General features: G+C 65.2%; 9 protein-coding genes. 3 read left to right on the top strand and 6 right to left on the bottom strand.

The features are described 5' to 3' along the window. Positions 1-9 precede the first annotated feature (9 nt). The 3 genes from nirB to LB565_RS15680 all read left to right on the top strand — a co-directional run bounded on the left by nirB (position 10) and on the right by LB565_RS15680 (position 5,680). Positions 10-2,460 (top strand): nitrite reductase large subunit NirB, encoded by a 2,451-nt coding sequence (gene nirB / locus LB565_RS15690; protein ID WP_224585507.1) that lies wholly within the window; start codon positions 10-12, stop codon positions 2,458-2,460. Positions 2,461-2,677: 217 nt separating this feature from the next. Then, positions 2,678-3,007 (top strand): nitrite reductase small subunit NirD, encoded by a 330-nt coding sequence (gene nirD, locus LB565_RS15685; RefSeq protein ID WP_224585505.1) that lies wholly within the window; start codon positions 2,678-2,680, stop codon positions 3,005-3,007. Between the two features lie 3 nt (positions 3,008-3,010). Further along, on the top strand, positions 3,011-5,680 hold the full coding sequence (locus LB565_RS15680) for a nitrate reductase (RefSeq protein ID WP_224585504.1): 2,670 nt from the start codon (positions 3,011-3,013) through the stop codon (positions 5,678-5,680). 85 nt (positions 5,681-5,765) lie between these two features. Here LB565_RS15680 and LB565_RS15675 read toward each other — a convergent pair whose 3' ends face one another. From LB565_RS15675 to LB565_RS15650, 6 genes are all read right to left on the bottom strand, one after another. Beyond that, entirely contained in the window at positions 5,766-6,269 is a 504-nt protein-coding gene (locus LB565_RS15675; protein WP_181164935.1) for a hypothetical protein, read from the bottom strand. Between the two features lie 152 nt (positions 6,270-6,421). After that, a complete protein-coding gene (locus LB565_RS15670) occupies positions 6,422-7,408 on the bottom strand; it encodes an ABC transporter permease (RefSeq protein ID WP_224585502.1) in 987 nt (328 codons plus the stop codon). Next, complete coding sequence (locus LB565_RS15665; RefSeq protein ID WP_224585500.1) at positions 7,405-8,391, bottom strand: ABC transporter permease; 987 nt, start codon at positions 8,389-8,391, stop codon at positions 7,405-7,407. The genes LB565_RS15670 and LB565_RS15665 overlap by 4 nt, the downstream gene beginning before the upstream one ends. Further along, positions 8,388-9,932 (bottom strand): sugar ABC transporter ATP-binding protein, encoded by a 1,545-nt coding sequence (locus tag LB565_RS15660; RefSeq protein ID WP_224585498.1) that lies wholly within the window; start codon positions 9,930-9,932, stop codon positions 8,388-8,390. The genes LB565_RS15665 and LB565_RS15660 overlap by 4 nt, the downstream gene beginning before the upstream one ends. A gap of 101 nt (positions 9,933-10,033) precedes the next feature. After that, positions 10,034-11,086 (bottom strand): ABC transporter substrate-binding protein, encoded by a 1,053-nt coding sequence (locus tag LB565_RS15655; protein WP_411970654.1) that lies wholly within the window; start codon positions 11,084-11,086, stop codon positions 10,034-10,036. Positions 11,087-11,140: 54 nt separating this feature from the next. Then, positions 11,141-12,052: a sugar phosphate isomerase/epimerase family protein gene (locus LB565_RS15650; RefSeq protein WP_224585494.1), complete on the bottom strand. Its 912-nt coding sequence runs from the start codon at positions 12,050-12,052 to the stop codon at positions 11,141-11,143. Between the last annotated feature and the right edge of the window lie 19 nt (positions 12,053-12,071).

Genomic DNA, 12,071 nt, shown 5'->3' with positions numbered 1-12,071 from the left:
TGACCGGACATGACCGAGAAACTCGTCATCATCGGCAACGGCATGGCGCCAGGCAGGATGCTGGAGCACCTGCTGGAAGCCGCGCCCGACCGCTACGCCGTGACCATCTTCAACGCCGAACCGCGCGTGAACTACGACCGCATCATGCTGTCGCCGGTGCTTTCGGGCGAGAAGGAATTCGAGGAAATCGTCATCCATGGCGACGGCTGGTACATCAAGCACGGCATCACCCTCTACAAGGGTCACCGGATCGTCGGCATCGACAGGGAGGCCAAGACCGTCACCTCGGACCACGGCGTGACCGAGGCCTACGACAGGCTGGTCATCGCCACCGGCTCGGTGCCCTTCATCATTCCGGTGCCGGGCAAGGACTTGCCCGGCGTGCTTAGCTACCGCGATCTAGACGACGTCAACGCAATGCTGCTTGCCGCGCAGTCGCGCGCCAAGGCTATCGTCATCGGCGGCGGCCTGCTCGGGCTCGAAGCTGCTGCCGGGCTGAAGGAGCGCGGCATGGACGTCACCGTGCTCCACGTCATGCCGACGCTGATGGAACGCCAGCTCGATCCCGCCGCCGGCTACCTCTTGCAGAAGGCTGTCGAGGCGCGCGGAATCAAGGTCATGACCAAGGCCAACACCAAGGCCATTGTCGGCAACGGCAAGGTCGAGGGCGTCGAGCTGATGGACGGCACGATCATCCCGGCAACGCTGGTGGTGATGGCGGTCGGCATCCGCCCGAACAGCGCCTTGGCCAAGGACGCAGGGCTCGAGGTCAATCGCGGCATCGTCGTCGACGACTGCATGCAGACGTCCGACCCCGCAATCATGGCGCTCGGCGAATGCGCCGAGGTCGGCGGCCATGTCTATGGACTTGTTGCGCCTCTCTACGAGATGGCCCGCGTCGCGGCTGCCAGGCTGACGGATGGCGAGGATAAGCGCTTCGTCCACTCCGATACGCCGACCAAGCTCAAGGTCACCGGCATCGACCTTTATTCGCTGGGCGACTTTGCCGATGGCGACGACCGCGAGGAGATCATCCTGCGCGACGCCTCTGCCGGCATCTACAAGCGCGTGGTGCTGCAGGACAACCGAATCATCGGCACGGTGCTGTTCGGCGAGACCGCCGACGGCGCCTGGTTCAACGACCTTAAAAAGAAGGCGACTGACATCTCTGAGATGCGCGACACGCTGATCTTCGGCCAGGCGTTCCAGGGAGGCGTTTCTTCGGACCCTTTGGCGGCCGTTGCGGCACTGGCGGATGATGCGGAAATCTGCGGCTGCAACGGCGTCTGCAAGGGCAAGATCACCGGCGCGATCACCGGCAAGGGGCTGACCGGCCTCGACGACGTGCGTGCCAACACCAAGGCCTCAGCCTCGTGCGGCTCGTGCACGGGTCTGGTCGAGCAGCTGCTGAAACTCACGCTGGGCGAGGCCTACAATCCGGCGGCGGTACAGTCCATGTGCGGCTGCACGAGCCTTGGCCATGACGATGTGCGGCGTCTGATCAAGGCGAAGGGCCTGAAGACGATCCCCGCCGTCATGCAGGAGCTAGAGTGGAAGACCTCCTGCGGCTGCGCAAAATGCCGGCCGGCGCTCAACTACTATCTCGTCTGCGATTGGCCGGACCAATATGCCGACGACTACCAGTCGCGCTTCATCAACGAACGCGTGCACGCCAACATCCAGAAGGACGGCACCTATTCGGTGGTGCCGCGCATGTGGGGCGGTGTGACCAGCGCCGGCGAATTGCGCGCCATCGCCGACGTGGTCGACAAGTTCGATATCCCGATGGTCAAGGTGACGGGCGGCCAGCGCATCGACATGCTTGGCATCCGCAAGGAGGACCTGCCGGCGGTATGGGCGGATCTCGGCAAGGCGGGCTTCGTCTCCGGCCATGCCTATGCCAAGGGTCTGCGCACGGTGAAGACCTGCGTCGGCTCGGACTGGTGCCGCTTCGGCACGCAGGATTCGACCGGGCTCGGCATCCGCATCGAGAAGTTCATGTGGGGTTCCTGGACGCCGGCCAAGGTGAAGATGGCGGTGTCGGGATGTCCGCGCAACTGCGCGGAGGCGACCTGCAAGGATGTCGGCGTGGTGTGCGTCGATTCTGGCTACGAAATTCACTTCGCTGGCGCCGCCGGCCTCGATATCAAGGGCACGGAAGTGCTCGGCCTGGTGAAGACCGAGGACGAGGCGCTGGAGGTGATCGTGGCGCTCGTCCAGATGTATCGCGAGCAGGCCCGCTATCTCGAGCGCATCTACAAATGGGCCAAGCGGATCGGCACAGCCGAGATCAAGAAGCAGGTCCTGGACGATGCCGAGCGCCGCAGGACGCTCTTCGACCGCTTCGTCTTCAGCCAGAAATTCGCCCAGGTCGACCCATGGTCGGAGCGCGTCTCCGGCAAGGACAAGCATGAGTTCAGGCCGATGGCGTCGGTCGGGTTCGCGGAGGCGGCGGAATGATGGAGATGTCAGCGCGAGGCACCCCCCTCTGGCCTGCCGGCCATCTCCCCCTCAAGGGGGGAGATCAGCCGTCACTGCGGCCTTCGCAACTCACCAGCGTTGCAGAATGGGCGGTGAGCCCGAAGCTGCCAATCTCCCCCCTTGAGGGGGAGATGTCCGGTAGGACAGAGGGGGGGGCCTGGGCGCATCCCTATCGAGCGAAGGCGGAGATGTGCCAATGACCTGGATCGCCATCGGCTCCATCGCCGACATCCCGCCGCGCGGCGCGCGTTGCGTTGCGACACCGCAAGGCAAGGTTGCCGTCTTCCGCACTGCGGACGATCAGGTTTATGCCATCGACGACCACTGTCCACACAAGGGCGGGCCGCTCAGCCAGGGGATCGTCCATGGTGCGGCGGTGACCTGCCCGCTGCACAATTGGGTGATCTCGCTGGAGACAGGCAAGGCGCTTGGCGCCGACGAAGGCTCTGTCCGGACTATCCCGGTCAAGGTCGAGGGCGAACGGTTGTTCATCGCGCTCGAAGCGCTGGCCTCGAAAGCGGCCTGAGGCATGCAAGAAGCACGCGAGGTGAGGACCACCTGCCCCTATTGCGGGGTGGGCTGCGGCGTGCTCGCCGAGGTCGCCGCGGACGGTACGGCGACCGTCCGCGGCGACCCCGATCATCCGGCCAATTTCGGCCGGCTCTGCTCGAAGGGTTCGGCTCTCGGCGAGACGCTCGGCCTCGAAGGCCGTTTGCTGCGGCCGGAAATTCTCGGCAAGCCGGCGAGCTGGGACGAAGCGCTCGACCTCGTGGCCGCGAAATTCTCGCAGGCTGTAGCCGAGCACGGCCCGGACTCGGTCGCCTTCTATGTTTCCGGCCAGTTGCTCACCGAGGACTATTACGTCGCCAACAAGCTGATGAAGGGCTTCATCGGCTCGGCCAATATCGACACCAATTCGCGGCTCTGCATGGCGTCGTCGGTCGCCGGCCACCGCCGCGCTTTCGGCGAGGACATCGTTCCCGGCGTCTATGAGGATTTCGAGTGCGCCGATCTCATTGTGCTCACCGGCTCCAACACCGCATGGTGTCATCCGGTGCTCTACCAGCGCATGCTCGCGGCGCGAAAGGAACGCGGAACCAGGATCGTCGTCATCGACCCGCGCCGCACCGCAACAGCCGACGAATGCGACCTGCACCTGGCGCTCGATCCGGGCACGGATGTGCTGCTGTTCAACGGGCTGCTTGCGCATCTTATGCAGGCCGGGAAGATCGATGCCGATTTCATCCGCGAGAGTGCCTCGGGCTTTGATGCCGCAGCTTCTTTGGCCGGTGCCGATGCGCCTTCGATCGCACGCGTGGCAAAGGGCTGCGGGCTGGCGGCAGCCGACGTCCAGGCCTTCTACGATCTCTTCGCCGAGACCGAGCGAACGGTCACCGTCTACAGCCAGGGCGTCAACCAGTCGGCGCATGGAACCGACAAGGTCAACGCCATCATCAACTGTCATCTCGCCGCTGGCCGCATCGGCAAGCCCGGCATGGGGCCGTTCTCGGTCACCGGGCAGCCGAACGCCATGGGCGGCCGCGAGGTCGGCGGTCTGGCCAACCAGCTTGCCGCGCATATGGACTTCGCGGATGAGGCCAGTATCGACCGGGTCTCCCGCTTCTGGAATGCGCCGAACATCGCCCGGCGCGGCGGCTTGAAGGCCGTGGACATGTTCCAGGCGGTCGCCGACGGCCGCATCAAGGCCCTGTGGGTCATGGGCACCAATCCCGCCGTCTCGATGCCCGACGCTTCGCGCGTGCGCACTGCGTTGTCCAAATGCGATTTTGTCGCGGTCTCGGATGTGACCCGCACCGACACCACGCGCTATGCCGACGTGCTGCTGCCAGCCGCCGCCTGGGGCGAGAAGGACGGCACGGTCACCAATTCGGAACGGCGCCTCTCGCGCCAGCGGCCCTTCCTGTCGCCGCCCGGCGAGGCGAAAGCCGACTGGCGCATCATCTGCGAGGTCGCCGCGCGCATGGGTTTTGGCGACGCCTTCGCCTATCGGACGCCAGCCGAGATCTTCCGCGAGCATGCAGCGCTCTCCGCCTTCGAGAACGACGGCAAGCGCCTGTTCGACCTTGGCGGCGTGGCCGATCTCAGTGATGAAGATTATTCCGTCTTCGCGCCGCGCCATTGGCCCACGTCGGAACGACACGAGCAGCGGACGAGACTTTTCTCCGACGGTCGTTTCCCGACACAAGACGGCCGCGCGCGTTTCGTGCCGGTGCGGCAGGAGGCGACGGCCTTCACTGTCGATGCCGACTATCCGCTTGCTTTGAACACCGGCCGGCTGCGCGACCAGTGGCACACGATGACGCGCACGGGGAACGTGCCGCGTTTGATGGCGAACGCGCCGGAACCGGCGGTCGATCTCCATCCGGCGGATGCGGCCGCGCATCAGCTCAAGGATGGCGACCTCGCTCATCTTTCAACCCGCTTCGGCTTCGTTCGCGCGAGGGTGCGTGTGGCCGACGCACAGCGGCGCGGCCAAGCCTTCATGTCCATGCATTGGAGCAGTCAGTTCGCGGCCAGGGCAGCAGCCGGCCTATTATCCTCGCCGGTTACCGATCCGCATTCCGGCCAGCCGGAGCTCAAGCATGTTCCGGTGAGGATCGTGCGGGAAGAGACTGGCTGGGCGGGCGTGCTCATTACGCGGCGCGATCTCAGGCCAACCGGTTTCGTCCATTGGAGCCGGCATGCTGTCGAGGGCGGCTGGGTTTACGAGCTGACCGGAACCGAGCCACCGGACCAGGGCATTCTGCTGGCGCGCAAGCTGCTCGGCGCCCAGCGACGGGATCAGCTCCTAGAATACACCGACCGTCGCGGACTCGCCTATCGCGCCGCTGCGATCGACGAAGGCGGCGCCATGGCCGAAGCCTTGCTGGTCGCCGCCCCGGACCAGTTGCCCATGCGGGACTGGCTGGTGTCGTTGCTCGCCACGCGCCAGCCGCTGTCGACCGCCGATCGCCACGCGCTTCTGTCCGGCCGGTCGCCGGTGCCGATGCCCGCCATCGGGCGCGTCGTGTGCGCCTGCTTCCATGTCGGCGCCAACCAGCTTGCTTCGGCGGTCGCCTCGGGATGCGACAGCCTCGAAGCCATCGGCTCGACGCTGCGCGCCGGCACCAATTGCGGCTCATGCCGTTCGGAGATCAGGGCGATCATCGACTCGCGCCGAGTGCAGGCCGCCGAGTAACCCATGCGTGTCGCCGTCGCCGGCTTCGAAATGTTCTACTTCGACCTTCGCTCCACGTCCCGCAAAGGCCACGGCGCGGTTTTGCTCAGACGCCCGCGATCGCCAAGAGCCAGGCCAGAATGTCGAGCAACAGAAAGAGCAGCGCGATCTGCAGAGCCACCCGCAGGCGCTGGATAATTCGCCAGTTGGCGGCCATGTCCGCCTTGATGCGAAGAGCAAGCGCGCGGTGCATCGCCGACATCGATGCCGGCCCATCGCCATCGACATATTGATGCAGCAGTTCTTCCGGATCGAAGCGGAATGAGTATTGGTGATAAGGCCAAAGCATGAAGACGATAAGCCCGCCGATGCTGAACAGCAGGGACACCGCAATCCATTCCCAAAGCCCAAGCCCGTCGGAAAGCGCCGCGCCGCCGAGCAGCGAGTTCGCGAATGCTGTGGCGAAGATCAGGCTCCCGGCGCGGGTGCTCATGTTCTCCACCACGGTCTGCTGATGAGTGAGACCTCTCACCGCCTCCTGATAGATGAACGCAAGACGAGGATCATCGTCGGCGGGACTGTTTGCAGCAGCACGCGAACGCTCGGCCATAAGGGATGCCTCTCCGATGCGACAGGGATGGGCCGCCTTAAAGTGCGTCGCCCGAAAACGGATTCAGGCGACGCACTTTAAATCCTTATTTTATGCATGTCGTTGCCGCAAAACCGCTGCACACTTTTGCGCGACATACCCTAGCTCAAATACTACCGATCCTCGATGATCCTCAAATACGCCGCCGTCACGAACAGCACGATGAAGCCGAAGAGTATACGGCGGCCGCCTTCGGGCATCTGCAGGATGGTGAGCAGCGTCGTCAGCACGGTCAGGATCAGCGCGCCGACGATGGTGCCGGTGTAGCCGCCGCGGCCGCCGAAGATCGAGGTGCCGCCGATGACGGCGGCAGCCACCGAAGGCAGCACCAGCGGCTCGGCGAGCGAGAGCGAGGGCGCCTTGATCAGGCCGATATAGAGCAGGCCGGTGATGCCGGCGAGCAGGCTGGAGAGGACGTAGAGCGCGGTGATCACCTGCCAGTAGCGGACGCCTGACAGGCGCGCGGCGCGTTCATTGTCGCCGACGGCATAGAGCAGGCGGCCGAAGCCGGTGCGGTTCAGCATGAAGACGATCAGCACCGCCACCGGCACGAACAGGAGAAGCGCGTTGGGAAAGCCGTAGGTGAGGCCGGTGCCCAGCCAGTTGAGGAAATCGGGAATCCTGGCGCCGGATGCGATCACGGTGCGCTGGTAGACCTGCAGGAAGCCGGTACCGATCAGGCTGGTGCCGAGCGTCATGATCAGTGGATGCACCCGAAACACGCCGACGCCGATGCCGTTGATGAGGCCGATCAGCACGGCGGGCAGCATGGCCAGCAGGAACGCCACCGCCGGATCCTGGTTGACGATCTGCGTGGCCATGATGAAAGCGCTCATCGTCGCCACGGTGCCGACCGAAAGGTCGATGCCGCCGGTCAGCATCGTCATGGTCTGGCAGCCGGCGAGGATCGCCAGCGGGATGGCGAATTTCGCCGTGTTGGCAATCCAGCGCTCGTTGAGGATGCCGGGGCGCAGGATCTGCAGGATGACCACGAGAATGATCAAAAGGATGATCAGCGGAATGAGCGGCCGGTCCGCCATGAAGCGCTTCAGGCGGCGGCCGAACGAGACAGGCCGGGGCATGGTCGCGATGTCGGTCATGGCGTTGCTCCCAACGGACGGCCGCGGATGGTGATGAAGGCGCCGAACATGACGACCGCGACCATGATCGCGCCTTCGATGATTGCGGTGACATTCGGATCGATGGCCAGAAGCGTCAGGTCGGTGCGCACCAGCCTCAGCACGAAGACGGCGATGATCGGCCCGAGCAGCCCGCCCTTGCCGCCGCCGAGCGCGACGCCGCCCAGCACCACCGCGGCAACGCTGGCGAGCAGATAAGGCCCGGGAATGGGCGCGCCGATGCCGGTGCTGATGGTGAGAGACAATCCGCCCATCGCCGCGAACAGGCCGGAGAGCGCATAGGCGACGATCCTGGTGCGCGCCACCGGCACGCCGCTGCGGAAGGCGGCGAGCTCGTTGCTGCCGATGGCGTAGATGGAAAGGCCAAGCCGCGAGCGCCTGAGCGGTATCCACACGATGCAGAGGCAGACGACGAGCAGCGCCAGCGCCTTTGGAACCCAGGCGTCGGCCCAATCCGGCAGGCCGGGGATCGGCACGGTGCCGATGACGCTTGCCTTCAGCCACTCGGCGGCGGCGCCGCCGGGAGCACCAAGCACCAGCAGCGCCGCGCCTTGAAGCACGAACAGCATGGCCAAGGTGACGACGATGTCGGGCACCCGCGTGACGACGATGAGCGCGCCGTTCAGAGCGCCGAGCACCAGCCCCATGGCCAGCACGAAGGGCACGACGAACAAGGCATATTCCTCGCTGGCGCCGTTCATCATCGACGCCGCGGTCACGCTGGTCAGCGCCATCATGGCGGCGACCGACAGGTCTATGCCGCCGGCGATGACGACGACCGTTTGGGCCGCGACCGCGAAGGCGTAAGGCAGAACCGCCCGCGCCAGCGAGCCGAAGTCGCCGCTGCCATAGCCCGGCTGGATCAGCTTGGTGACGACGAAGAGGAAGATCAGCAGGGCGAAGAGGCCCGCGACCCAGCCCTGATTGCGGAGAAAGCGGCTCATGACGCGGCCTCCGCGCTGGAGCCGGGTTTGACCTCGGCAAGGATGCCGACATCCGCCTTGGCGCCGCGCGGCAGGCCGTAGGCGGCCCGCATCAAGGCCGCTTCGTCTGCTTCTTCCACCGGGAAAGTGTCGACGATGCGGCCGCCGAAGATGACGATGACGCGGTCGCAGACGCGCTGCACCTCCTCCATCTCGGATGTGTAGAACAGCACCGACTTGCCCTGGCCGGCGAGCTCGCGCAGCAGCTTGTAGATCTCCTGCTTGGTGCCGACATCGATGCCGCGCGTCGGGTCGAAGCAGAGGATGGTGCGGGCGTTGGCCGCGATCCAGCGGGCAATGGTCACCTTCTGCTGGTTGCCGCCGGACAGGCGCTGCACTTCGCCCTGGGCGCGGGTGTCGATCTGCAATCTGCCGATGGCGCCGGAAACCACCACTTGCTCGCGGCGCATGCGGATCGGCCCCCATTTGCGCGGCGCCGCGCTGAAGGGCAGCGCGATGTTCTCACGCACCGAACGCTGCATGGCCAAAGCCTCGGCGCGGTCGCCCGGCACATAGGCGATGCCGGCCTGGATGGCGTCGCTCGGATGCGAGAATTTCACTGGCGAGCCATCGACGTCGATGGTGCCGCCTGTCGGGCGGATCGAGCCGGCAAGCGCGGCGAAGAGCTCGTCCTGGCCCTGTCCCTCGAGCGCAAAGACGCCGACGACCTCGCCATTGGCGAGATCGAAGGAGACGTCGTTGAGCTTGGTGCCAAGCTGCAGATTGCGGACCGACAATCGCGGACGACCGCCGCCCGCAACCGCCACCTCATTCGCCGCGCGCGCGGCGACGAGCGTCTTCTCGATGCGGATGCCGAGCATCATCTCGACTATTCTTTCCTCGATGCCCGGTTCGATGTCGACGACACCGACGGTTGCGCCGTCGCGCAAGACGGTCGCGCGATCGCAGAGCGCGGAAATCTCGACGAAACGGTGCGAGATGAAGATGACGGAGCGGCCGGCGTCGCCCTGGCGGCGCACGACTTCCAGCACCTTTTCGGCAAGGTTCGCCGGCAGAGCCGCAGTCATCTCATCGAGCAGAAGCACGTCGGGCTCGACGGCGAGCGCGCGCGCCAGGTCGAGCACGCGTAAGATGGCCAACGGGATATGGCGGGCCGTCTCGCGGATATCGAGGTCGGGAATGCCGAGCTCTCGCACCCAGGCGCGGAACGGCTCGACCGGCGTGCCGGTGAGCCGCAGGTTGGACAGGACATCGAGATCGGGGATCAGCGCCGGTTCCTGGTAGACCGGCAGCATTCCGGCACGACGGGCATCGGCGGGCGAACGGACATCGAGCTGCTGGCCGCGGATCAGGATGCGTCCGGCATCCGCCTTGATCGCACCGGTCAGGATCTTCACCAGCGTGGACTTGCCGGCGCCGTTGGCGCCCATCAGCGCATGCACTTCGCCCGGTAGCACGGACAGCGAAGCGTTGCGCAGCGCGGCAACCGCGCCATAGTTCTTCGTCACGCCGGTGGCGTCGAGGAGGGGATTGGTGGTCAAAGCGTTCTCGGTCTAACGGCTCAAATTATGCGTGCCAAATCAAATGGCAAGGACGCCAGACCTTGGTCCAGCGTCCTTGCGCTTGCGTTCGGATCAGGCGCTTATTCGCCCGGGCCCTTGCAGGCGATGATCTGGTCCTTGGTGTAGGTCGTCCAGTCCGGGATCGAGATCGAGACCGGCCATTCGGGGCTGAGCGAGGGATCGACAACGCTCTTCAGCTTGGCCTTGCCTTCCTCGGTGGCGTTTTCCCAAAGCTGCGGTTCGACCAGAACGGTTTGCTGCGCCGGCTTCTTGCCGTCGAGGATCTGGAGCGCCAGCGTCACGCCGGCGCCGCCGATCGAGCCGGGATTGGTGACGGCCGCGCCCACCAGGCCCTTGACCGAGCTCAACTGACCGACGAAGCCGGCATTGTCGGCGCCGACCACAGGCACCATCGGCGCCTGCTGCTCGACCAGCGCGTCGACGATGACGTTGTCGATGCCGGAGGTCCAGATGCCGTTGATCGGGGTGCCGGTGGCGAGGAAGGACAGGATCTGCTGCTTGGCCTGATCCTGCTGCCAGCCGGTGAAGACTTCCTGCGCGACCTTCACGTCGGGGAATTCGGCGAGCGCCTTCTTGAAGCCTTTGTCGCGGTCTGAGTCGGCCGAAGCGCCGGCGGCGCCGCGCATATAGAGCACCTCGCCCTTGCCGCCCATCTGCTGAAACAGCCACTTGGCGCCGAGATAGGCATATTGTTCCTGGTTGTTGGAGATGATGTAGGCGGACGGCTCGGTCACCGCCTGGTCGACGGCGACGACGACGATGCCGGCCTTGGTGGCTTCCTCGAGGCCGGCCTTGATGCCGGCCGGATCGGCCGGGTTGACGACGATGGCGTTGACCTTGGCGCTGATCAGGTTGCGGATGTCCTCGAGCTGGCCGGCGGCGTCGGTGTTGCGGTGGGCGATGTTGAGCTTCGCCACCTCGCCGGATGCGAGCGCCTGCGCCTTCATGGCGCAGATCATTTCCTCGCGCCAGCCATTGCCCTGCACGGTGTTGGAAATGCCGATCGTGTACTTGCCGGCGGCGGCCGAGCCGCCCACCGAGGCAAGCAGCGCGGCGCCGGCAAGGAGCGAGGCCACGGTCAAATGTCTTTTCATTTCAGTACTCCTCCACATTGATCTTTTCAGTTCAGTTCCAGGGCGCCGATGCGATCGGCGCCAAGCTTTTCGTCATTTGATGAAGGGGCGCAGCACGTCGCGGGCAAGCAGGAAACCGCGCTTGACCTTTTCGTCCGTCCCTTCGAAGCGCCGGTCCTCATGCTCGATGATGACCGGCCCGTCATAGCCGGCCCGGTAGAGGCCCGAAAAAATCCTGCTCCAGTCGATGTCCCCAAGCCCCGGCATGCGCGGCACCTGCCAGCCTATGCCAGCCGAAAGGATTCCGCGCTCGTACAAACCATCATGGTCAATCATCAGGTCCTTGGCATGCACATGCAGCACGCTCTTGCCGAACTCGCGGATGAAGCGCTCCTTGTCGATCATCTGCCAGACGAGATGCGAAGGATCGAAATTCATGCCGACATCGCCGCCCCAGGCTTCGAGGATGCGGCGCCAGACATAGGGCGAGTAGGCGATGTTATGCCCGCCCGGCCATTCGTCATAGCTGAAGATCATCGGGCAGTTCTCGAAGGCGAGTTTTACGCCATGCTCGCGGGCATGGGCGATGATCGCCGGCCAGATTTTCTGCGCATCTTCCCAGTTGGCGTCGACAGTCTTCGAAGCGTCGCCGCCGCAGAAGGTGTTGACGAGCGGAACGCCCATGCGGCTCGCCAGCACGATCACCTTCTTCAGATGATCGATCACCGCTTCGCGATGTGCCCGGTCGGGATGGAGTGGGTTGGGATAGAAGCCGAGGCCGGAGATGGCCAGGCCGTTGCCGGCAAGCTTGGCGGCGATGTCCTTGGCCTCAGCGGCCGAGACGTCCACGTCGATGTGGCTGGTGCCGGCATAGCGCCGGCTGGCGCCGGAAGCCTTCGGCCAGCAGGCGATTTCCAGCGCCTCGAAGCCGGCCGAGCGCGCCCAGTCGGCAACTTCGCCGAGCGGCGTATCCGGAAACGGTGCTGTCAGCAGTCCAAGCTTCATGATCCCTCCCGGTTGCTAA

The organism is Mesorhizobium sp. CA14 (assembly GCF_020165195.1).
In the GTDB taxonomy this organism is placed as follows: domain Bacteria; phylum Pseudomonadota; class Alphaproteobacteria; order Rhizobiales; family Rhizobiaceae; genus Mesorhizobium.
This window is presented reverse-complemented; position numbering and strand designations above follow the sequence as displayed.

What these genes read in the sequence shown, in the direction of transcription:
- LB565_RS15655 (WP_411970654.1), bottom strand. Translation starts at nt 11,086, where the DNA reads ATGTGGAGGAGTACTGAAATGAAAAGACATTTGACCGTGGCCTCGCTC.
- nirD (WP_224585505.1), top strand. Translation starts at nt 2,678, where the DNA reads ATGACCTGGATCGCCATCGGCTCCATCGCCGACATCCCGCCGCGCGGC.
- LB565_RS15675 (WP_181164935.1), bottom strand. Translation starts at nt 6,269, where the DNA reads ATGGCCGAGCGTTCGCGTGCTGCTGCAAACAGTCCCGCCGACGATGAT.
- LB565_RS15680 (WP_224585504.1), top strand. Translation starts at nt 3,011, where the DNA reads ATGCAAGAAGCACGCGAGGTGAGGACCACCTGCCCCTATTGCGGGGTG.
- LB565_RS15650 (WP_224585494.1), bottom strand. Translation starts at nt 12,052, where the DNA reads ATGAAGCTTGGACTGCTGACAGCACCGTTTCCGGATACGCCGCTCGGC.
- LB565_RS15670 (WP_224585502.1), bottom strand. Translation starts at nt 7,408, where the DNA reads ATGACCGACATCGCGACCATGCCCCGGCCTGTCTCGTTCGGCCGCCGC.
- LB565_RS15665 (WP_224585500.1), bottom strand. Translation starts at nt 8,391, where the DNA reads ATGAGCCGCTTTCTCCGCAATCAGGGCTGGGTCGCGGGCCTCTTCGCC.
- nirB (WP_224585507.1), top strand. Translation starts at nt 10, where the DNA reads ATGACCGAGAAACTCGTCATCATCGGCAACGGCATGGCGCCAGGCAGG.